Consider the following 20,341-nt stretch of genomic DNA (forward strand, 5'->3'; position numbering starts at 1 on the left):
CAAGGGAGAATCGCTCATGAAAATCGGTTTCGTCGGGCTGGGCCACATGGGGGCGCCCATGGCGCTCAATCTGCTCAAGGCAGGGCACGCGCTTACCGTGTTCGATCTGAGCGCCGAGGCGATGCAAACGCTCGCCGACGCGGGCGCAACGAAAGCCGCGTCGCCCAAGGCGGCCGCCGCGGGCGCGGAGTGGGTCGTCACGATGCTGCCCGCAGCGGCGCACGTGCGCACCGTGCTGACCGCCGAGGACGGCGTGCTGGCGGGCATCGCTAAGGGCGTGACGATCATCGATTCGAGCACCATTGACCCGGCGAGCGCGAAGGCGTTCGGCGCGCTCGCCGCGAACAACGGCAACGCATTCGTGGATGCGCCGGTGTCGGGCGGCACGGGCGGCGCGGCGGCGGGCACGCTTACGTTCATGGTGGGCGGCAGTGCCGCGCTCTATGAAAGCGTGAAGCCCGTGCTTTCCGGAATGGGCAAGAACATCGTCCATTGCGGCGAGACCGGCACGGGGCAGGTGGCGAAGATCTGCAACAACCTCGTGCTCGGCGTGACGATGGCGGGCGTGGCGGAAGCGATGGCGCTTGGCGAGGCGCTCGGCATCGACGCGAAGGTGCTGGGCGGCATCATGAATACGTCGACGGGGCGCTGCTGGAGCTCGGACACGTATAACCCGTTCCCGGGCGTGATCGAGACGGCGCCTTCGTCGCGCGGCTACACGGGAGGCTTCGGCACGGATCTGATGCTCAAGGACATGGGCCTCGCGACCGATGCCGCGAAGACCGTCCACCAGCCCGCTTATATGGGCGCGCTCGCACAGCAGCTATACCAGGCGATGAGCAGCCGCGGCGACGGCAAGCTCGACTTCTCGGCCATTATCAAGCTGTATCGCGGCGAGAAGGGCTGAGCGGTTCGCAGTGCATGTCCGGCGCGTGCTTTTAACGGCACGCGCCGTTTTTTTTACGCCTTCTCGATTGCGGCCATGCGTGCCTCGATACGTGCGAGCAGGCGCTTGAACCATCGGTCGAGCAGCGCATTGGAAGGTGCTGCGAGCGTCGAGCACGCAAGAATGCGATAGACATCGTTGCGCGTGACTTTGGATGGGCGCGCGGGATCGAGCCAGTCGTCGTTGCCGACCAGCCGCTCCAGCGTCTCGAGGCCGATGAGGATTGGCCACAGGCACGCGAGCCGCAGGCGCACGGACAGGCGCGGCAAGGCGAACGTGTAGTCGATGGCGGCGCGGAAGTGATCGAGCGTGATGCGCACGAGCCCGAACATCAGCGGCCGGGCGCGCGCCGAGGTGCCGGGATGGAGCAGGTCCTCGGGCGTGAGGCCAGCCTGCGCGAGCATGGTCGCGGGCAGGTAGCAGCGGCCGATGCGCAGGTCCTTGCCGCAATCGCGCAGCACGTTGACCATTTGCAGCGCCTTGCCGAAGCGCACGCCGCGCTGGTGCATCGTTTCGCGCAGCGCGGGGTCGAGCGTGCCGGGCAGATGCATATAGGTCATCTTCGTCCAGAATTCGCCCACGCAGCCCGCCACCAGATACGTGTAGCGGTCGAGCGCGTCCCACGTGCCGAGCGCGGCGACCTTGCCTGAGCGCTCGTCGGGGAAGGTGTTCAGATCGAACTCCATGCCCTCGGTGAGCGTCGTGACGATCTCGCGCACGGCCGTGCGGTCGGCCTGCTCGAGTTGCGCCAGCACGTCGAGCGCGCCGTCGAGCGATTCGAGCAGCAACTTCTCGTCCGATTGCGTTTGCTGGCCCGCGACTTCGCCGGCGATGCGCTGCAGGGCATCGTCGTGCGCCGCACTGCAAGCCGTGCCGTTGATGCGCTCGCGCAGCGCAAGCAGCAGCGCGAGACGCTGGGGCGGCGGAATCAGCGAGGTGTCGGCGATGGTGTCGGCGGCGCGCGCGAGCAGATAGGCCTCGCCCACCGGGTCGCGCATCCCGGCGGGCAGCACGCGCATGGTGAGGTAGAACGAGCGGGAAACGCCTTTGAGCAACGGACCGAGCAGGAAAGCCCGATTAGAATTCTGCATGTCGATGGGGGCAGTGGAACGGCAGCCGCATTGTAGCGTGGACGAGTGACGGGGGATCGGAGCGGTTCGATCGACGCACGCCGGCAAGCCCGCCCACGCGCCTCAAATCAGTAGCTCTAGCGAGTGATAAAGCCGGCGCCGTTCCGGATCCTGGGACGCCTCGCCCGCGTGGATCGCCTCCTTGAGGCAGGCGAGAAAGCATTCGGCGGCGGCGGAGAGCGGCACGCCGCGTCGCGCGACCACGCTCACCACGGTGCGGTCCACTTCCTCCTGGAGCGAGAGCGCGCGCAGGTTCTCGCGCGCGAAGCGCGTCTCAACGAGCGGCCACGGGAAGATGCTTGCCATGTCGGTGTTCATGATGAGTCCCATGGCCACCACGAAAGAATGGGCGAGATGCACCGTGCGCGGCAGCGGCAGGCCGTGGCGGCGGAAAATATCGTCGGTGATCATCTCCTTGCTCGCCGGATCCCAGTTGAGCAGCCATTCGCAGTCCTGTAGTTCCTCGAGCGACTGCGCGTGCTCGAGCGGATGGCCCTTGCGCACGACCACGGCGGATTCGGTGGCGAAGATAGGCGTCTGCGTGAATTCGGCGTGCAGCGAAGCCGGGCCTGGCTTGCCGAGCGAGAAGTCGAGCGTGCCGTCGCGCAGCCGCGGCATGACGATATTGAGCAGTCCCTCATAAAACTCCAGTTGCATCCCCGGCATGCGCGCGCGAAACAGCGTCACGGCGTCGGGCAGGAACGAGAGCGCGAGCCACGGCGTTACGCCGATCGAGAGCTTGCCGCTGCCGCGCCCGCGCCGCGCGTCGAGTTCGTCCTGGGCGCGCGACATCTGGCGCACGATGGCCCGCGCATGCACGAGCAGCGCCTGGCCGGCCTCGGTGAAGGCGATGCCATTCGCATTACGCGTCACGAGCGCGATCTGCTGCTCGGCTTCCAGCTCCCGCACGGCCTTGGTGGCGGCTGCGGGCGAGATGCCCAGCGCGCGCGCCGCCGCGCGGATGCTGCCGGCGTCGGCCATGGCGACGAGCGCCCTGAACTGGTGGAACTTCATAAGTGGAAACCCGAGTGAGAACCTGCGGTTGGCAGGCTAACCATTCTAGGACTGTCCGGGGGAAAACGGCGTGTTTATCCTGAGACGTCACGCAATCCATGCTTTGAACACAGGAGACGACGGATGAACACCATGGCGATCCCCCCGGCTATCGCGGAAATCGAAGCAGAAATGATCGCGTTGCGCCACGCGATCCACGCGCATCCGGAGCTCGGTTTCGAGGAGTTCGTCACGAGCGACCTCGTGGCCGGGCGGCTCGCCGAATGGGGCTACGAGGTGCACCGCGGGCTGGGCGGCACCGGCGTCGTGGGCACGCTGAAAGTAGGGACGGGCACGAAGCGCCTTGGCCTGCGCGCCGACATGGACGCGCTGCCCATCCAGGAAAACACCGGGCTCGATTACGAGAGCCGTGTGCCCGGCAAGATGCACGCGTGCGGCCACGACGGCCACACGGCCACGCTGCTCGCGGCGGCGAAGCATCTCGCGCAGTCGCGTTCGTTCGACGGCACGCTGCATCTCATTTTCCAGCCCGCCGAAGAAGGGCTCGGCGGCGCGAAGCGGATGCTCGACGAAGGTCTGTTCGAGCACTTCCCCTGCGATGCGGTTTTTGCCATGCACAACATGCCGGGCTTTCCCACGGGCAAGCTCGGCTTCCGACCGGGGCCGTTCATGGCGTCCTCGGACACGGTGATCATCGACATCGACGGGCGCGGCGGCCACGGCGCCGTGCCGCACAAGGCCATCGACCCCGTGGTGGTGTGCGCGAACGTGGTGCTCGCGCTGCAAACCATCATTTCGCGCAATGTGCCGCCGCTCGACATGGCGATCGTCACGGTGGGCGCGATTCACGCGGGCGAGGCGCCCAATGTGATTCCACAGACCGCGCAGATGCGGCTCTCGGTGCGCGCGCTGCGCCCCGAGGTGCGCGACCTGCTCGAAGAGCGCATCACGACGCTCGTGCACGCGCAGGCGAGCGCCTATGGCGCCACCGCTCGCATCGATTACCAGCGCCGCTACCCGGTGCTCGTGAACGACGCGGACATGACGGCATTCGCGCAAGACGTCGCGCGCGAATGGCTGGGCGAGGCGGGCTTGATCGACGATCTCCCGCCGCTCACGGGCAGCGAGGACTTTTCGTTCCTGCTCGAGCACTGCGCGGGCAGCTATTTGATCATCGGCAATGGCGACGGCGAAGGCGGCTGCATGGTCCATAACCCCGGCTACGATTTCAACGACGACTGTCTCGCAACCGGCGCCACGTACTGGGTGAAGCTCGCCGAGCGCTTCTTGCGCGCCTGAGCCTGACCATCGTCCAAAGTGCACTACAGCGCATTCGATCAACGCTTCTGATCAAGATACAAAGACATGAGGAGACCCACGATGAACGCCACTTCGCTGAATTCGCAGGCGAACGCCGACGCGCACGGGCACACGCGCGCCTCGCGCGCGAAGGCCATCGCCGCGATCACGCTCGGTAACGGCCTGGAGTTTTTCGACTTCACGGTCTACAGCTTTTTTGCGACCACCATCGGCACGCTGTTCTTTCCGGTGCACGGTTCGCTGAACCAATTGCTGCTGGCCGTGGGCAGCTTCGGCGTGGGCTTCATCGTGCGGCCGCTCGGCGGCGTGCTGATCGGCGCATTCGCCGACCGCGTGGGCCGCAAGGCGGCCATGACGCTCACGCTCTGGCTCATGGCGCTCGGCTCGGCGATGATCGCGTTCGCGCCCACCTACGCGCAGATCGGTCTCGCCGCGCCCGCGCTGATCGTGCTCGCGCGGCTCGTGCAGGGCTTCGCGGTGGGCGGCGAGGTGGGCGCCTCGACCACGATGCTGCTCGAATACGCCGACGACCGCACGCGCGGCTTCTACGGCAGCTGGCAGTTCGTGAGCCAGGGGCTCAACGTGGTGTGCGGCGCGCTGCTTGGCGTGGCGCTTTCCTCGGCGCTCTCGCCCGAGGCGCTGCAGAGCTGGGGCTGGCGCGTGCCGTTCGTGATCGGCATGCTGATCGTGCCGGTGGGCGTCTATATCCGCCGCCATCTCGACGAAACCCTCGAGCACGCCGAACCCGTGGACATGACCGCGCCCGTGACCGAGACTGCGCGCCCGCTGCTCGAGATCTTCTCGAAGCATCGTGCGGCGCTCGTCGCGGGCGTCGTGACGACCATCGGCGGCACGGCGGCGAACTATATCGTGCTGTTCTACATGTCCACCTATGCGATCAAGATCCTCGGCCTGCCGATGTCGGTGGGCATGAGCGCGGCGCTCGTGGCCGCGCTCGTGACGGCCGCGTGCTCGCCGTTCGCCGGCATCCTGTCCGACCGCTTTGGCCGCAAGCGGGTGTTCGGCTATTCGCGCGTGCTGCTGGTCGCGGTGATCTATCCGGCCTTCATGGTGATTCACGCCATGCCCACGGTGCCGACGGTGCTCGCCGTCGTCGCCGTGCTGGGCGCGCTCGTCGCGTTCACCGCGGTGCCCAACATCGTCATGCTGCCGGAGCTGTTTCCGCAGTCGATCCGCGTGACGGGCATGTCCATCGTTTATTGCGTGGGCGTGTCGATCTTCGGCGGCTTCGCGCAGTTCTTCGCGACCTGGCTCATCAAGCTGCTCGATAACCCGCTCGCGCCAGCCTGGTATCTGATCGGATGCGGACTCGTTTCGCTGCTGGCCTTGCCGCTGATCCGCGAACCGGCGGGCCGGCCGCTCGACTGAGCACGCCAGCGGCTCGAAGGCGTCAGTCAGGCGGACGGGGCCGCCTGGGCGCTGCCTCGGCCGCTGTAAAGGTTGGCATTCCGACTTTTCTTGATTTGTTGCTGTTTGCGTAACATTTCGCTCAATTATTTCGCAATTCGTAGACAGTTTTGATTGCCGGCAAACACCTGTCGTTTGCAGACAATCTCGACGCAGCCAAAAAGAGAAACACAGTAAGATTTCGCTCCGGGCTTTCTGGCGGCGCAGCATATTCGGCATATCCGGCATGACGGGATTCGTCCGGTGTTCGTCGGTCCAGCGCTGATCGTCGAAAACGGAGAAAAAGCATGACGAGCGGAATCAGGGTGGCACGGCTGTGCCTGTCCGTGGGAATGGCATTGGGGGTCGCTGCATGTCACGACAAGACGCCTGAGGCGTCGGCGCGGCCGCCTGCGAATGTGGACGTAATCAACGTCGCGATGCGCGACGTGCCAGTGGTATTCGATTACGTGGGGCAGACCGAGAGCTCGCAGCAAGTCGAGATACGCTCCCGCGTCAACGGCTTTCTTGAAAAGCGCATCTACGAAGAAGGTTCGCTGGTTCATCAGGGCGACGTGATGTTCCAGATGGACCGCAAGCCCTTCCAGGCCGCGCTCGATGCTGCGAACGCCGAATATGCGCAGCAAAAGGCGCGGCTCGACACGGCGCAGGCCAATCTGGCGCGTGTACGCCCGCTCGCGGCCAAGAATGCGCTGAGCCAGAAGGACCTCGACGATTCCGTGGGCCAGGAACGGGCTGCCGCGGCGGCGCTCGAACAGGCGCGCGCCAATGTCACGAGCGCAAAGCTGAATCTCGGCTACACCACGATCACGGCGCCCGTCACCGGGCTGTCGAGTTTTGCGAAGAAGCAGGACGGCTCCTATATCGACGCCACTAATAGTCTGCTCACCTACGTTGCGAAACTCGATCCCATGTGGATCAACTTCTCGCTTTCCGAAAACGAGATGCTGAGCCTGCGTTCGCAGGTGAAGAGCGGCGCGCTCAAGCTGCCGCAGATCGGCGAACTGGAGGCGGTGATCGTCCTCGCCGACGGCAGCGTGTATCCCGAGCGCGGCCGCATCAAGTTCGCCGACGCTTCCCTGAGCGAAGAGACGGGCACGTACATGATTCGCGCCGAAGTGAAGAACCCGACCGGCAGCTTGCGGCCGGGGCAGTTCGTGCGTATCAAGCTGCTGGGCGCCGATCGGGCGAACGCGGTGGCGGTGCCGCAGGTGGCCGTGCAGCAGGGGCCGCGCGGCGCATACGTGTGGACCGTGGATAAGGATGGCAAGGCGCAGCAGCGCGCGGTGGAAACCGGTGAATGGAACGGTAACGACTGGGTCATCAGTTCGGGGCTGCACGCGGGTGACCATGTCGTAATCGACAACACGCTCAAGCTGATGCCGGGCGCACCCGTGAAGGAAACGGTGGTGCCCATGCCGTCGGACGAGGTGAAGATCGGCGGGCAGCCGGTTGGCGCGGCCGATGCCAATGGCGCGAACGCCGCCAACGCTGCCAGTGCCGCGGGCGGTTCGGGCGCGGGCAACACCGGTATGGCGGGTGCGGGCAGTGCCGGCGGCACGAATGCCAACGCGAAGGCGGCGACGGCGGCACAGGCGGCCAACGCGAAGGCAGGCGCCGGCGCGGCAGGCCAGACGAAGGCGTCCGCCGCCAATGCGAACGCAACCGGGCTGGCGCAGCTTTATTTCGCGCCGGGCAGCGCGAGCCTCGACGCCCAATCGGCCACGGCGCTCGCCGCGGTCGCACAGCGTCTTGCCGCATCGCCCGAGGCGCATGTGGTGATTTCGGGCTACGCCGATTCGAGCGGCTCCTACGCGAGCAACGAGCGCCTCGCCCATGCGCGCGCCTCGACCGTGCGCACGGCGCTGATCGTTGCGGGCGTGCAGGACGCGCGCATCGAGATGCGCAAGCCTGCGAAGGTCGTCGCGACGGACCCGGCCGACAAGTCCCGCCGCGTGGACGTAACGCTCTCGCCCGCAGCGGGAGGTTGAGCGATGAAGTTCTCGCACTTCTTCATCGACCGGCCGATTTTTTCGTCGGTCCTGTCGATCATCATCGTCCTCGCTGGCCTCGTGGCCATGTTCAACCTGCCGGTCGCGCAGTTTCCCGACATCGCGCCGCCGCAGATCACGGTGACAGCGACCTATCCGGGCGCGAGCGCCGACATCATCGCGCAGAACGTTGCCGCGCCCATCGAGCAGCAGGTGAACGGCGCGGACAACATGATGTACATGAACTCGTCGAGTTCCTCGACGGGCAACATGACGCTTACCGTGTTCTTCAACATCGGCACCGACCCCTCGCTCGCCCAGGTGGACGTGCAGAACCGGGTGAACCTTGCGTTGCCCACGCTGCCCGAGGCGGTCACGCAGCAGGGCGTTTCGGTGCAGAAGCGCTCGTCGGCGTTCATGATGGTGATTGCCGTTTATTCGCCGGATAACACGTTCGACCAGCAGTACGTCGCGAACTACGCGAATGTGTATGTGCTCGACGCCATCAAGCGTTTGCCGGGCGCGAACCAGTCGGCGATCCTCGGCTCCGCCGATTATGCGATGCGCGTCTGGGTCAAGCCGGACCGCATGGCCAAGCTCGGCATTACCGTGGGCGACGTGAAGAGCGCGGTTAGCGCGCAGAATCAGCAATTCTCGGCCGGCCGTCTCGGCCAGTCGCCAACCGGCGACCCGGTGCTGCAGACTTTCCCGGTATCGACTGGGAGCCGTCTCACCGACCCCTCCCAGTTCGACAACATCATCCTGCGCGCCAAGTCGGGCGATGCGGCTATCGTGCGCATCAAGGACATCGGCCATACCGAACTGGGTTCGAAGGACTACTCGATGCGCGGCCGCTACAACGGCAAGACGGCCACGCTGCTCGCGGTCTACCAGCAGCCGGGCGCCAACGCGCTGCAGGTTTCGAAGCAGGTGCGCGCCACGCTCGAGCAGTTGAGCAAGAGCTTCCCGGCCGGCCTCAAGTATGAAATCGCGCTCGACACGACGACGTTCGTGCACGAGTCGATCGACGAGGTGGTGAAGACGCTGCGCGATGCGGTGATCCTCGTGATCCTGGTGGTCTTCATGTTCCTGCAAAGCTTCCGCGCCACGCTGGTGCCGCTGCTGGCGGTGCCGGTGTCGATCGTGGGCGCGTTCATCGGCATGCTGGCGTTCGGCTTCTCGGTGAACATGCTCACGCTATTCGGCATGGTGCTCGCGATCGGCATTGTGGTGGACGACGCCATCGTCGTGATCGAGAACGTCGAGCGCAACATGACCGAGTTCAAGCTGCCGCCGAAGGAGGCGGCCAAGCGCGCCATGGACGAGGTGAGCGGCCCGGTGGTGGCGATCGTGCTCGTGCTGCTTGCCGTGTTCATCCCGGTTGCGTTCCTCTCGGGCATCACGGGTCAGCTCTACAAGCAGTTCGCCGTGACCATCGCGGTCTCGGTGGTGCTTTCGGGCATCGTCGCGCTTACGCTCTCGCCGGCGCTGGCCGCCATTCTGCTCAAGCCGGGCGAACACAAGAAGAACCGTTTCTTCACGTGGTTCAACGAGCGCTTCGAGCGGCTGACCGAAGGCTATGGCAAGTCGGTGCAGTCGGCCATTCGCCGCGTCACGCTCTCGATCTTGCTGATTGCCGTGATGTGCGCCGCCACCGGTCTGCTCTTCAAGAAGATCCCGACGTCGTTCGTGCCGGTCGAGGACCAGGGCTATCTGTTCGGCGCGGTCATCACGCCGGATGCCGCGAGTCTCGACCGTACCGGAGACGTTTCGAAGCGCGCCGAAGACTGGTTCATGAAGCAGCCAGCGGTGAAGGCCGTGGCCGCGCCGATCGGCTACAGCCTGATCGACGGGCAATACAAGGCCAACGCCGGCACGCTGTTCGTCACGCTCAAGGACTTCCATGATCGCGGCAAGAACGGCTCGGCCAGCGACCTCATCACCGCGGCCAGTCGCGCGTTCGCGAGTTTCAAGGACGGTGTGGTGATACCGGTCAATCCGCCTTCGATCCCCGGCCTCGGCACGACGGGGGGATTCGAGTTCTGGGTGCAGACCACTGGCGACGGCAGCTATCAGCAGCTCGAAGAGAAGGTGCGCCAGGTGATTGCGAAGGCGCGCCAGAATCCGGCGCTGCGCAGCGTCAACTCGACCATCGACACGAACTCGCGGCAATTGCTCGTGGAAGTGGACCGCGAGCGCGCCGAATCGCAGGGCGTGGCGGTGCAGGACGTCTATGACGCATTGCAGACGATGTTCGGATCGTCGTACGTGAGCCAGTTCCCGAAGGGCAGCCGCCTCTTCCAGGTGATCGTTCAGGCCGAGCCGCAATACCGCCTGCGTCCGCAGGACATCCAGCAGCTCTACGTGCGTAACCGCTCCGGAGACATGGTGCCGATCAAGGCCGTCACGACCTACAAGTTCGTGAACGGCGCGGACATCGTCAACCGCTTCAACAACTTCCCGGCCGCCAAGATCACGGGCGACGCCGCGCCCGGCCATAGCTCGGGTGAAGCGATCGCGGCGATGGAGGAGATTGCGAACGAGGTGCTGGGCGACGGCTACAGCTTCGCGTGGAGCGGCCAGGCCTACGAGGAAAAGACCGCCGGCTCGACGGCGGGGCTCGTGTTCGGCTTCGCGCTGCTGATGGTGTTCCTGATTCTCGCCGCGCAGTACGAGAAGTGGTCGCTGCCGGTCGGCGTGCTGCTGGCGGTGCCGTTCGCGGTGTTCGGCGCGCTCGTGGGCATTCTGATCCGCGGCATGGAAGACGACGTGTACTTCCAGATCGGCCTCACGGTGCTGATCGCGCTCGCGGCAAAGAACGCTATTCTGATCTTCGAGTTCGCCGTGGAAATGCGCGAGAAGGAGGGCATGTCGCCGTACGAGGCGGCCCTGCACGCCGCGAAGCTGCGTCTGCGGCCGATCATCATGACCTCGCTGGCGTTCATTCTCGGCTGCGTGCCGCTCGCCATCGCCAGCGGGGCGTCGGCGGCAAGCCGCCGCTCGCTCGGCACCGGCGTGGTGTTCGGCATGCTCGGCGCCACGCTGATTGCGCTGTTCTTCATTCCGATGTTCTTCTGGGGTCTCGAAACGCTCTCGTCGCGCAAAAAACCCACAGCCGAACCGGACTTGCCGCCGCCGGCGGCGCCGCCCGCGCAGGAGGGTTGAACATGAGCCCGAAAATCATGCGCGCGGCGAAACCCGCATTGAAGCCTGCCTTGAAATTCGCGTTGAAGCCTGCATTGAAACCGATCTTCATCGCCGCGAGCACGCTCTGGCTCGCGGCCTGCGCAGTGGGCCCCGACTACCATCGGCCCACGGTGGACACGCCGTCCACCTACCGGTTCGCATCGTCCGATGCGGAAGTGGTCGATACGTCGCTCGACTGGTGGAAGCAGTTCAACGACCCCGTCCTCGACGATCTGGTCACGAAGGCGCTGGCGCAGAACAAGGATCTCGGCATTGCGGCGGCACGCGTCGAAGAGTATTACGGCCGCTATGTCGTCGCGCGCTCCGGACTGTTCCCGCAAGTGGGCGTGAATTTCGGCGGCTCGCGCAGCCGTGGCGTGCCCGCGCCCGGCTATCCGCCGCTGGTCGGCAATCAGGTGCAGCTTCAGGGCGTGGCGTCGTGGGAGCTCGACTTGTTCGGGCGCCTGCGCCGTCTGACCGAAGCCGCGCGCGCCGAGTATCTCGCCACCCAATCGGCGCAACAGGCGACCCGCATTGCGCTGATCGCCAATGTCGCGACGGCCTATCTGCAACTGCGCGACTACGACAATCAACTGGTGATTGCGCAGGAGACGCTCAAGAGCCGCGACGACTCGGTCAAGCTGTTCGAGGAGCGCTTCGGGGGCGGCGTGGTCTCGAAGCTGCAACTGAGCCAGGCGCGCTCCGAATACGAATCCGCGCAGGCATCGGTCTATTCGATCCAGAAGCAGATCGCGCAGCAGGAGGACGCGATTTCCTTGCTGCTCGGCCAGAATCCGGGGCCGATTCCGCGCGGCAAATCCATCTCGCAGCTTGCCGTGCCGGCGATACCGGCGGGGTTGCCGTCGTCGCTGCTGGAGCGCCGCCCCGATATTCAGCAAGCCGAGCAGACGCTCATCGCGGCCAATGCGCAGATTGGCGCCGCTCGCGCGCAGTACTTCCCGGAGATCTCGCTCACGGGCATGTTCGGCGCGGCCAGCACGGCGTTATCCGGTCTCTGGACCGGGCCTGCGCGGGTATGGTCGTTCGCGGGCGCGGTTTCGCAGCCGATCTTCCAGGGAGGCGCGATCGCGGGCTCCGTGCATTCGGCCGAGGCCGCGCACCAGGAAGCGCTGCTGAACTACGAGCAGACGATTCAGCAGGCCTTCGCGGATGTCGAGAACTCATTGGTGGGCGCCGCGCGTGCGCACGATCAGCTCGAGGCCACCACGCGCGAGGTGGACGCGCTTGCGCAGTACGCATCGCTTTCACGCGATCTCTACGAGGGCGGCTACACGAGCTATCTGGAAGTGCTCGATGCCGAGCGCAGCCTGTTCGCAGCGCAAATCCAGCAATCGCAGTTGCAGGATCAGCGGCTCGCGGAGGTCGTGAACCTCTACAAGGCGCTCGGCTACGGGTGGACGCCGCCGGCACAGGCGGGTGCGAGCCAGGCTCCGCAACATCCCGCGCCGCAGTCCTGACGCGCGGGGGTGGCGAGTCAGTCGGGGGAACTGCGGTCTGCGAGCGCGAGCTCGCAGTCCTTCAGTACCTGCATGACGAGCTTGGCCTGATAGTTGAGGTCGTCGGTGTCGAGAATTTCCTCGACGGCGTCGCGCGCCCAGGTGGCGTCGACGAACCATGCGTGCTGTCTGGCGATTTCCTGGGCGATCGCGGTCAGCCGCGCGATCGCGAGCCAGTCGGCTTCACGCGCGTGGCGGTCGAGCCACTTGTGCGCTGCCTGCACGTGAAAAGCCGCGTTGGGCCAGGTTTCGTTGAGGTAGTAGGCTCCGAGGCTCCCGCAGGTGAGCCAGCAGAGCAGCTCCACGCGGTCGCGTGGGCTCAGATGGTGGCGTACATCACTCATGGCGACGCTCGCGAAGGTGACAGAGTTCGATTGACGGGCACATGCGCGCTACGACTCCGGGATTCCACAATATCATGCCTGGCTCAAGCTCGTTGGAGCAATAGACGTGCCGCGCGCGCAGTCTACGGGAATAGCGTCGCCTGGCTGCGGGTGGTATGCAAACCAGGACTGACACCAGGCTGAAATCAAACTGCACCCGGTCCCAATCCCGCCACGCCTTGGTCGCGCCCCATATCGCCGAACGCCACTTCAACAAATCGCAAAACCGTCCGCTGGACTTCCTAAAATCAAGAGTCGAGAACACGCCTTGCACGACCGCGAGGCGCTGTAGTGCAACCACCCTTGGAGGCTCGAGATGACCATTCGTCTAGGAGAAGATGCACCCGATTTCACTGCGGAAACGACCGAAGGACCGATTCGTTTTCACGAATGGATTGGCGATCATTGGGCCATTCTGTTCTCCCATCCGAAGGATTTCACGCCCGTCTGCACGACCGAGCTCGGCTACATGGCCCGGCTCAAACCCGAATTCGACAAGCGCAATACGCGCATCATCGGCCTGAGCGTGGATCCGGTGAGCGACCACCAGAAATGGGTCAAGGACATCGAGGAGACGCAGGGCAACGCGGTCAACTATCCGCTGATCGGCGATGCGGACCTCAACGTCGCCAAGCTCTACGACATGATTCATCCGAACGCGAGCGGCGGCGCGCCGCGCACGGCGGTCGACAATGCCACGGTGCGCTCGGTGTTCATCATCGGGCCGGACAAGAAGGTGAAGGCCATGCTCGTATATCCGATGAGCTCGGGCCGCAATTTCGATGAAGTGCTGCGTTTGCTCGATTCATTGCAACTAACTGCCAAGCACACGGTGGCCACGCCTGTAAACTGGAAGCCGGGCGAAGACGTGATCATCCCGACTTCGGTGTCGGACGATGCGGCCAAACAGAAGTACCCGCAGGGCTTCAAGACGCTCAAGCCGTATCTGCGCACGGTCGAGCAGCCCAAGTAGCGCGGGGTTTTCGGGGGTAGCGGAGTGGTAAAAAAAGCGGCGCACAAAGGTGCGCCGCGAATGACAGGCCGGAGGATATCAGCCTCTCGCGCCCGGACAGCCTTGACAGGAGACGATCAGAATCAGTTCGTGGAGGTGGGCCGCCATTTGAGCAGACGATGCTCCACGGCGGTGAGCAGGTAGTCGGCCATCAGCGCGACTACCGCGAGCACGATCATCGCCGCGAACACGCCGCTCGCGTTGAACGCGCCTTGCGCGGTCGAGATCAGCAGACCGATGCCTTGCCTGGAGCCCAGGAATTCGCCCACCACGGCGCCCACCAGCGCGAAGCCGAAGCTCACGTGCAGGCTCGCGAGAATCCACGAAAGCGCCGAGGGGATCACCACCGACGTGGTCACCTGGCGGCGCGATGCGCCGAGGATCTGCGCATTGGCGATCATGTAGCGGTCCGCTTCGCGCACGCCCTGGAACGCATTGGCGAATACCACGAAGAACACCATCACCACGGCGAGCGCCACCTTCGACGCCATGCCGAGTCCCAGCGCGATCACGAACACCGAGCCCAGCACCACGCGCGGAATCGAGTTGGCGATCTTGATGTAGAGGCTGAAGACGTCGGAGAGCAGCTTGTTGCGGCCCAGCACGATGCCGCAGAACACGCCGCCGATCGAGCCGATGATGAAGCCGAGCCCGGTTTCCTCGAGCGTGACCCAGACCTGGGTGAGCAGCGGGCCTTGCGAGGTGCCGTTCACGAACCAGTCGACGATTTGCTCGAAGATCAGCGAGGGCATCGAGAAGAAGAACGGGTCGATCCATTTATGACGCGCGGCCAGTTCCCAGCCGCCGAGCACGACGACGAGCACCAGAATGCGCAGGCCGATCACGAGCGCATGGCGCTGGCGGATGCGGCGCTGCGCGGCGCGCTCGACGGCGTCGAGCGAGGCCGCGTCGATGCCTTGCGGCAAGGTTTGTTGCGGGGTGGACATGAGCGAGCGCTCCAGCTTGCTTGATGTTTTGGCCAATTCGACCGGGTTAGCCGATCTGCACTTCTTCGCGCAGGTCGTGCCAGATATCGCGCGACAGCTCGACGAAGTGCGGTGCGTAGCGGATTTCCGAGGTGATGCGCGGGCGCGGCAAGTCGATCTCGTACACCTTCTTGAGCGTCGCGGGCCGCGCCGTGAGCACGAACACGCGGTCGGCCAGCGCAATCGCTTCTTCGAGGTCATGCGTGACGAACACCACCGAGCCCGTGCCGCCCCACAGTTGCAGCAGTTCGTCCTGCATCAGCGTGCGCGTTTGCATGTCGAGCGCCGAGAACGGCTCGTCCATCAGCAGGATTTCGGGCTTGTTGATGAAGGTCTGCGCGAGCGCGACGCGCTTGCGCATGCCGCCGGAAAGCTGATGCGGATAGTGCTTGCCGAACTTGTCGAGGCCGACGCGGCGCAGCCATTCGTTCGCCTCGTCGTAGGCCGCCGATTTCGAGCGGCCGCGAAACAGCGGGCCGGCGGCCACGTTGTCGAGCACCGAGCGCCACGGAAACACGGCGTCGGCCTGAAACACGAAGCCGATGCGCGGATCGATGCCGTTCACGGGCGCGCCCATCACGCGCACTTCGCCCGTGGTGGGCTTGAGCAGGCCCGTGATCATGCTGAGCGTGGTGGACTTGCCGCAGCCCGTGGGACCGACGATGGCAACGAACTCCCCACGGGCGACCGCCATGCTGAAATCGCGCAGGGCGAGCGTCGCCTTGCCGTCGGGAGAGATGAAGCGGCACGATACGTTGCGCAGCTCGATGGCCGGCGTGCCTTGCGCGTGGAGGGAGCTCATGCTTCGTTGCCTCGGTAGTGCGTCGTCGATGGTGCGTGGTCGATAGGGTGTTGATGCAGCGTCGATGTCGATTTGCGTGGCGGCGTTACTTTGCCGCCGTGGCGGTCGCGGCCGGCAGATAATCGTTCGAGTACGTCTTCGCGAGATCGATATGCTTGCCCTTGACCGAAGGGTTGAAGGCGGAAAGCACCTTGAGCACGGTCTCCGGACCATCGGCGGGCATGCGGCCGTCCTTCGTGAACATCGGCAGCGAAGCGGCCAGCGCCTTTACATAGAGATCCTTATTACTGCCGTAGTAATCCTTCGGCATTTTCTCCGCGATCTCCTCGGCCTTATGCGTCGCGATGAAGTTGAGCGTGCGCGAGAACGCATGCGCGAGCTTGGTGGCTTCGTCCTTGTGCGACTGCGCCCAGGCGCGCTGCACATAAAAGCTCGATGCCGGGTAGGTGCCGCCCAGCGCGGTGCGCGTGCCGTCGAGCGTGCGCATGTCCACCAGCACCTTGGCGTCGCCGGTCTGCAAGAGGCGCGAGACGGTGGGCTCGGTCGTCATGCCCGCGTCGATGCGGTTCTGCTTCATCGCGGCGATGAAGGTGGCGTCGGCGCCCACGGGCAGCAGCGTGTACTGGTTCGAGGCAATGCCGGCGCGCTGCGCGAGGTATTGCGTGAGGAAGCTCGTGGACGAGCCCAGACCCGTCACCCCGAGCGTCTTGCCCTTGACGTCGGCCATGCTCTTGATCGTGCCGGCCGCCGCGTTCGACACCATCTCCACTTCGCCCGGCACCTGGCCGAAGATCACCAGCGTCTGGACTTCCTTGCCCTTGCTTTGCAGATCGATGGTGTGGTCGTAGAAGCCCACCACGCCCTGCACGGCGCCCGCGAGCAGCTCGTTCTCGGCGTCCACGCCGGCCGGCTGCGACTGGATTTCCACGTCGAGCCCTTCGTCCTTGAAGTAGCCGAGCTGCTCGGTCAGCTTGGCGGGCAGGTAGATGATTTTGGTTGCGCCGCCCACCATGATGGTGATCTTTTCCGCGTGCGCGGCGGCGGAGGTGGCGGCGAGGGCGAAAGCGACACTCGATACGGCGGCGATCTGGCGCAACGTGGGCATCGTGGAGTCTCCTTGAGTATGGCGCGAGGCCTCGCGGGCCGCGCTTTTTTGATGGATGCGGCCGATTATAGAAACGCTAACCTTTCTGCCAGCCTTCGATACCCCTTCACGAACGTCCGTGTTAACCCGCAAGGCGGCCATGCTCGCGGGGCGGCACAATCCGGCACAATCGCCGCACACGGTTTCCATCCAACGCCCCGCCCATGAAGCTGTTGCTCATCGAAGACAACCCCACGCTCGCTCACTGGCTCGTCAAGACGCTGGTGGAGCAGGGCTTTGCCTGCGATGCGGTGCAGGACGGCGATGCCGCCGATTCGCTCCTGCGCACCAATGCCTACGATGTCGTGCTGCTCGACCTGAACCTGCCGAAGCTTTCGGGCAAGAACGTGCTGCGGCGGCTGCGCCAGCGCGGCGACGCCACGCCGGTGATGGTGCTCACGGCGAGCGGATCGATCGACGAAAAGGTGGAACTGCTGGGCAGCGGCGCCGACGACTATCTCGTCAAGCCCTTCGAAGTGCGCGAACTGGTGGCGCGCGTCAAGGTGCTGATCCGGCGGCAGACGCCGGCGCGCGCCAACGAAGTCAGTTGCGGCGACCTCGTCTTCGACATCAACACGGGGCGGTTCACGCTCGACGGCGCGCCGCTCAACGTGACGCCGCGCGAGCGCACCGTGCTCGAAGCGCTGATGCTGCGTCTGAACAAGACCGTCTCGAAGTCCGCGCTGGCCGACGCGATCTTCACGCTCGCCGACGATCCGAGCGAAGACGCCATCGAGATCTACGTGTCGCGGCTGCGCAAGAAACTCGAAGGCAGCTCGGCCACGATCGTCACGCTGCGCGGCCTCGGCTATTTGCTGCGCAAGCGCGACGAAGTGGCTTGAGGCATGACGAGGAACCCGCGCGATGACGAGTAGCCTGCGCATCCGGCTGTTGTGGTGGATGCTGGTGCCGCTCGGCCTGTATGTGATTTTCACGACCACCTACGAGTATCGCGCGGCGCGCCACACCGCCGATCTCGTGCAGGACGGAAGGCTGCTTTCGTCTGCTCGCATGCTTGCGGGTTCGGTGGAGTGGAGCGACGGCGCGCTGCGCGCGAACGTGCCGCCGGCGGCGCTCGAGCTTTTCGCGTCGCCGCAGCGCGATCAGGTGTTCTACCACGTCAGCGTGGAAGATGGCCCGCTGCTCGCGGGCATGCCCGATTTTCCGGCTTCGGGAACGGCGCCCGCCGTCGACGCGCCGGTCTGGTACGACGCCGCGCTGCACGGCGAGGCGCTGCGCGCAGTGAGCGTGCTGCGCTCGATGTACGACAACGGCCGCGTCTGGCGCGTGCGCGTTTCGGTGGGCAAGACGGAGCATTCGCGCGACGCCATGACGACGGCTTTGTGGCGGCCCCAGCTCGCGCGCCAGATCGGCATGGTGCTGCTGGCGGTGGCGCTGGCGTGCATCGGCCTCACGTTCGAGCTGCGTCCGCTCATGAAGCTCAAGAACGAGGTCGCCGACCGCGATCCGATGCACCTCGTGCCGATTCGCTCCGAGGGGCTGCATGCGGAGCTGCGGCCCGTGGTGGATGCGATCAACCAGTGCATCGCGCGCCTCGGTGCGCAAAACGCCGCGCAACGGCGCTTTATCGCCGATGCATCGCATCAGTTGCGCACGCCGCTTACGCTGCTGGGCACGCAATTGCAGTACGCGTGCTCGCAGGGGACGCTGGATCCGGCGCTTGCCGAGGTTTTCGCGGCCATGCGCGAGAGCAATCGGTCGATGGTGGCGCTGACAAACAAGCTGCTGTTGCTGGCGCAGGCCGAGGCGTTCGACACCGCGCAGCGGCCTGGCGTGCCCGTGGATATGGCACAACTCGCGCACGAGGCCGTGGAGGGGCTCGTGATGCTGGCTCAGGCGCGCGACATCGACCTCGGCGCGGAACTGCATGGCGCGGCGCTCGTTTCGGGGCACCGCGAACTGCTGCGCGCGATGGTGAGCAACCTCGTTGATAACGCGCTGCGCTATACGCAGCCTGGAGGCCGCGTCACCGTGGGCGTGCAGTCGCGCGAGGACGCGGTGACGCTAGAGGTGCTCGACGACGGACCCGGCATTCCTGCCGAAGCGCGTGCCCGCGTGTTCGAGCCGTTCTTCAGGGCGGCATCGGACACGGAGGGCACGGGGCTCGGCCTCGCAATCGTGCGCGAGATCGTGCATTCGCACGGTGGCGAAGTCGGCCTGGATGCGGGCGCGAACGGACGCGGCGTGCGTGCGCGTGTGCGGCTCGCGCGGTTGCGCGAGCCGCGGCAGGAGAAGGTTATCGAAACGTAAGCACGCCAGGCACTTGCGCCCAGTCGATCGGCATGGGCGATTCGTGCAATATCGTGGGAGTTTATTCGACGCGAGACAACAGCATCCCCGCGCAGCGCGCGCGAGGCGTGGTCTTCATGACGTGCCATAACGCCATCTGGGAGCTCGCGGAAACATTGCACGAAGACTGCACGAAGCGGGCCATAACCCCGACAAGCATCGCAATCGATGCGCTGGCTGCCGATCTGACCAACCATGTCATTCCAGAAGCCATCGTGGCACCAGGCATCATGGCAACCGTGCTCGAGCTTCGGCAGTTGGGCTTTTATTGAAATGATGGTCTGCCGGGGCGGCTTTAGCCAGGAGGATACCGCTTACGCCAATGGCTGTGTCGTCATCGCGCGCGTGAGTCCGTGCATGGGCCGGCGCACCGCCACGTCGAACGGATTGGTCTGGGGGCCGATGATCTCCGCCTGACGTTTGAGCAATTCGACGATTGTCGGCAAGCGCTCCTCGGTCAAGCGAGCAGCCAGCGTGCCGACGCTCAGCGCGCCCACTGCGCAACCGTTGCGGTCGAGGATGGGCACGGCCACGCCTGCCATGCCCTCCAGCACGCCGGTATTGCGCCCCGCGTAGCCGAGCTTGCGCACGCGCTCGATCTCCGTGCGCAGATAGACCTCGTCGAGCACGCCATAGCTGCGCAGGCGCGGCACGTTGAACCGGATGATCTCCTCACGCTCGGCCTCGGGCTGAAAAGCGAGAATCGCGAGGCTGCCCTGGCCCACGCCCAGCGCGACGCGCCCGCCGATGTCGCCCGTGAACGAACGGATCGGAAACGGCCCTTCGCACATGTCGAGGCACACTGCATCGAAGCTGCTTTTCACGAGCAGAAAGATCGTGTCGCCAAGGCTTGCGCACAGGCGCAACAACGCGGGGCGGCACAGCGTGCGCATGCCGCTCGGATTGCCGGCCTGCGCGGCCATTGCAAAGAAGTCCACGCTCAGGCGATAGCGCTTCGTGCCTTCATCCTGCTCGACCACGCCCTCGGCAATCAGCCCCTGCAGCAGGCGGTGCACCGTTGCCGGCGTGAGGCCGACGGCCTTGGCGAGCGTTGTTACGCGGCTGCCTTGCGCCTCGCTTTCTCCCAGCGTGCGGATCACCGCGAATGCGCGTTGCAGGACGCCCGCGCCGCGGGCGTCGTCGCTTTGCATGCCACTTTTCTCTTCCATTGC

General features: G+C 65.3%; 17 protein-coding genes. 10 read left to right on the plus strand and 7 right to left on the minus strand.

Going from position 1 to position 20,341, the window contains the following annotated elements; translation table 11 throughout:
• The first annotated feature begins 16 nt into the window (after positions 1-16).
• The gene (gene mmsB / locus P5W99_RS20655; protein WP_421026964.1) at positions 17-907 is read left to right on the plus strand and encodes a 3-hydroxyisobutyrate dehydrogenase; all 891 of its coding nucleotides are present in this window, start codon (positions 17-19) and stop codon (positions 905-907) included.
• Between the two features lie 53 nt (positions 908-960).
• On the opposite strand, the gene P5W99_RS20660 is transcribed toward mmsB, so the two are convergent.
• A complete protein-coding gene (locus P5W99_RS20660) occupies positions 961-2,037 on the minus strand; it encodes a phytoene/squalene synthase family protein (RefSeq protein WP_421026965.1) in 1,077 nt (358 codons plus the stop codon).
• 102 nt (positions 2,038-2,139) lie between these two features.
• Positions 2,140-3,090: a LysR substrate-binding domain-containing protein gene (locus P5W99_RS20665; RefSeq protein ID WP_421026966.1), complete on the minus strand. Its 951-nt coding sequence runs from the start codon at positions 3,088-3,090 to the stop codon at positions 2,140-2,142.
• A 123-nt stretch (positions 3,091-3,213) separates the two neighbouring features.
• Between P5W99_RS20665 and P5W99_RS20670 the strand changes: the two genes are divergently transcribed.
• The 5 genes from P5W99_RS20670 (at position 3,214) to P5W99_RS20690 (ending at position 12,493) form a co-directional block, all read left to right on the plus strand.
• A complete protein-coding gene (locus P5W99_RS20670) occupies positions 3,214-4,389 on the plus strand; it encodes a M20 aminoacylase family protein (protein WP_421026967.1) in 1,176 nt (391 codons plus the stop codon).
• An 81-nt stretch (positions 4,390-4,470) separates the two neighbouring features.
• On the plus strand, positions 4,471-5,799 hold the full coding sequence (locus P5W99_RS20675; protein WP_421026968.1) for an MFS transporter: 1,329 nt from the start codon (positions 4,471-4,473) through the stop codon (positions 5,797-5,799).
• Positions 5,800-6,125: 326 nt separating this feature from the next.
• Positions 6,126-7,829 carry an efflux RND transporter periplasmic adaptor subunit gene (locus P5W99_RS20680; RefSeq protein WP_434662712.1) on the plus strand — a complete coding sequence of 568 codons (1,704 nt, stop codon included), beginning with the start codon at positions 6,126-6,128 and terminating at the stop codon, positions 7,827-7,829.
• A gap of 3 nt (positions 7,830-7,832) precedes the next feature.
• The gene (locus P5W99_RS20685; RefSeq protein ID WP_421026970.1) at positions 7,833-10,994 is read left to right on the plus strand and encodes an efflux RND transporter permease subunit; all 3,162 of its coding nucleotides are present in this window, start codon (positions 7,833-7,835) and stop codon (positions 10,992-10,994) included.
• Between the two features lie 2 nt (positions 10,995-10,996).
• Complete coding sequence (locus tag P5W99_RS20690; protein ID WP_434662715.1) at positions 10,997-12,493, plus strand: efflux transporter outer membrane subunit; 1,497 nt, start codon at positions 10,997-10,999, stop codon at positions 12,491-12,493.
• Positions 12,494-12,510: 17 nt separating this feature from the next.
• On the opposite strand, the gene P5W99_RS20695 is transcribed toward P5W99_RS20690, so the two are convergent.
• Entirely contained in the window at positions 12,511-12,876 is a 366-nt protein-coding gene (locus P5W99_RS20695; RefSeq protein WP_175196501.1) for a hypothetical protein, read from the minus strand.
• Positions 12,877-13,231: 355 nt separating this feature from the next.
• Between P5W99_RS20695 and P5W99_RS20700 the strand changes: the two genes are divergently transcribed.
• Positions 13,232-13,888 carry a peroxiredoxin gene (locus P5W99_RS20700; RefSeq protein ID WP_421026972.1) on the plus strand — a complete coding sequence of 219 codons (657 nt, stop codon included), beginning with the start codon at positions 13,232-13,234 and terminating at the stop codon, positions 13,886-13,888.
• Between the two features lie 122 nt (positions 13,889-14,010).
• Here P5W99_RS20700 and P5W99_RS20705 read toward each other — a convergent pair whose 3' ends face one another.
• The 3 genes from P5W99_RS20705 to P5W99_RS20715 all read right to left on the minus strand — a co-directional run bounded on the left by P5W99_RS20705 (position 14,011) and on the right by P5W99_RS20715 (position 16,820).
• The gene (locus P5W99_RS20705) at positions 14,011-14,874 is read right to left on the minus strand and encodes an ABC transporter permease (protein WP_421026973.1); all 864 of its coding nucleotides are present in this window, start codon (positions 14,872-14,874) and stop codon (positions 14,011-14,013) included.
• 46 nt (positions 14,875-14,920) lie between these two features.
• The gene (locus P5W99_RS20710) at positions 14,921-15,715 is read right to left on the minus strand and encodes an ABC transporter ATP-binding protein (RefSeq protein ID WP_421026974.1); all 795 of its coding nucleotides are present in this window, start codon (positions 15,713-15,715) and stop codon (positions 14,921-14,923) included.
• 85 nt (positions 15,716-15,800) lie between these two features.
• Positions 15,801-16,820, minus strand: coding sequence for an ABC transporter substrate-binding protein (locus P5W99_RS20715; protein ID WP_421026975.1), 1,020 nt, complete (start codon positions 16,818-16,820; stop codon positions 15,801-15,803).
• Between the two features lie 203 nt (positions 16,821-17,023).
• Here P5W99_RS20715 and P5W99_RS20720 point away from each other — a divergent pair, with 203 nt between their 5' ends.
• The 3 genes from P5W99_RS20720 to P5W99_RS20730 are packed head-to-tail and all read left to right on the plus strand — an operon-like array spanning position 17,024 to position 19,441.
• On the plus strand, positions 17,024-17,701 hold the full coding sequence (locus tag P5W99_RS20720) for a response regulator (RefSeq protein WP_421026976.1): 678 nt from the start codon (positions 17,024-17,026) through the stop codon (positions 17,699-17,701).
• A 22-nt stretch (positions 17,702-17,723) separates the two neighbouring features.
• Complete coding sequence (locus P5W99_RS20725; protein WP_434662720.1) at positions 17,724-19,130, plus strand: sensor histidine kinase; 1,407 nt, start codon at positions 17,724-17,726, stop codon at positions 19,128-19,130.
• Positions 19,131-19,162: 32 nt separating this feature from the next.
• Positions 19,163-19,441: a hypothetical protein gene (locus P5W99_RS20730; protein ID WP_434662723.1), complete on the plus strand. Its 279-nt coding sequence runs from the start codon at positions 19,163-19,165 to the stop codon at positions 19,439-19,441.
• A gap of 42 nt (positions 19,442-19,483) precedes the next feature.
• Here the strand turns inward: P5W99_RS20730 and P5W99_RS20735 are convergent, their stop codons facing one another.
• On the minus strand, positions 19,484-20,338 hold the full coding sequence (locus P5W99_RS20735; protein ID WP_421026979.1) for an IclR family transcriptional regulator: 855 nt from the start codon (positions 20,336-20,338) through the stop codon (positions 19,484-19,486).
• Between the last annotated feature and the right edge of the window lie 3 nt (positions 20,339-20,341).

Origin of the sequence: Paraburkholderia sp. A3BS-1L (assembly GCF_051125215.1) — a bacterium.
Lineage (GTDB): Bacteria > Pseudomonadota > Gammaproteobacteria > Burkholderiales > Burkholderiaceae > Paraburkholderia.

Coding starts and splice junctions, on each gene's coding strand:
- mmsB (WP_421026964.1), top strand. CDS start 17: ATGAAAATCGGTTTCGTCGGGCTGGGCCACATGGGGGCGCCCATGGCG.
- P5W99_RS20660 (WP_421026965.1), bottom strand. CDS start 2,037: ATGCAGAATTCTAATCGGGCTTTCCTGCTCGGTCCGTTGCTCAAAGGC.
- P5W99_RS20665 (WP_421026966.1), bottom strand. CDS start 3,090: ATGAAGTTCCACCAGTTCAGGGCGCTCGTCGCCATGGCCGACGCCGGC.
- P5W99_RS20670 (WP_421026967.1), top strand. CDS start 3,214: ATGAACACCATGGCGATCCCCCCGGCTATCGCGGAAATCGAAGCAGAA.
- P5W99_RS20675 (WP_421026968.1), top strand. CDS start 4,471: ATGAACGCCACTTCGCTGAATTCGCAGGCGAACGCCGACGCGCACGGG.
- P5W99_RS20680 (WP_434662712.1), top strand. CDS start 6,126: ATGACGAGCGGAATCAGGGTGGCACGGCTGTGCCTGTCCGTGGGAATG.
- P5W99_RS20685 (WP_421026970.1), top strand. CDS start 7,833: ATGAAGTTCTCGCACTTCTTCATCGACCGGCCGATTTTTTCGTCGGTC.
- P5W99_RS20690 (WP_434662715.1), top strand. CDS start 10,997: ATGAGCCCGAAAATCATGCGCGCGGCGAAACCCGCATTGAAGCCTGCC.
- P5W99_RS20695 (WP_175196501.1), bottom strand. CDS start 12,876: ATGAGTGATGTACGCCACCATCTGAGCCCACGCGACCGCGTGGAGCTG.
- P5W99_RS20700 (WP_421026972.1), top strand. CDS start 13,232: ATGACCATTCGTCTAGGAGAAGATGCACCCGATTTCACTGCGGAAACG.
- P5W99_RS20705 (WP_421026973.1), bottom strand. CDS start 14,874: ATGTCCACCCCGCAACAAACCTTGCCGCAAGGCATCGACGCGGCCTCG.
- P5W99_RS20710 (WP_421026974.1), bottom strand. CDS start 15,715: ATGAGCTCCCTCCACGCGCAAGGCACGCCGGCCATCGAGCTGCGCAAC.
- P5W99_RS20715 (WP_421026975.1), bottom strand. CDS start 16,820: ATGCCCACGTTGCGCCAGATCGCCGCCGTATCGAGTGTCGCTTTCGCC.
- P5W99_RS20720 (WP_421026976.1), top strand. CDS start 17,024: ATGAAGCTGTTGCTCATCGAAGACAACCCCACGCTCGCTCACTGGCTC.
- P5W99_RS20725 (WP_434662720.1), top strand. CDS start 17,724: ATGACGAGTAGCCTGCGCATCCGGCTGTTGTGGTGGATGCTGGTGCCG.
- P5W99_RS20730 (WP_434662723.1), top strand. CDS start 19,163: ATGGGCGATTCGTGCAATATCGTGGGAGTTTATTCGACGCGAGACAAC.
- P5W99_RS20735 (WP_421026979.1), bottom strand. CDS start 20,338: ATGGAAGAGAAAAGTGGCATGCAAAGCGACGACGCCCGCGGCGCGGGC.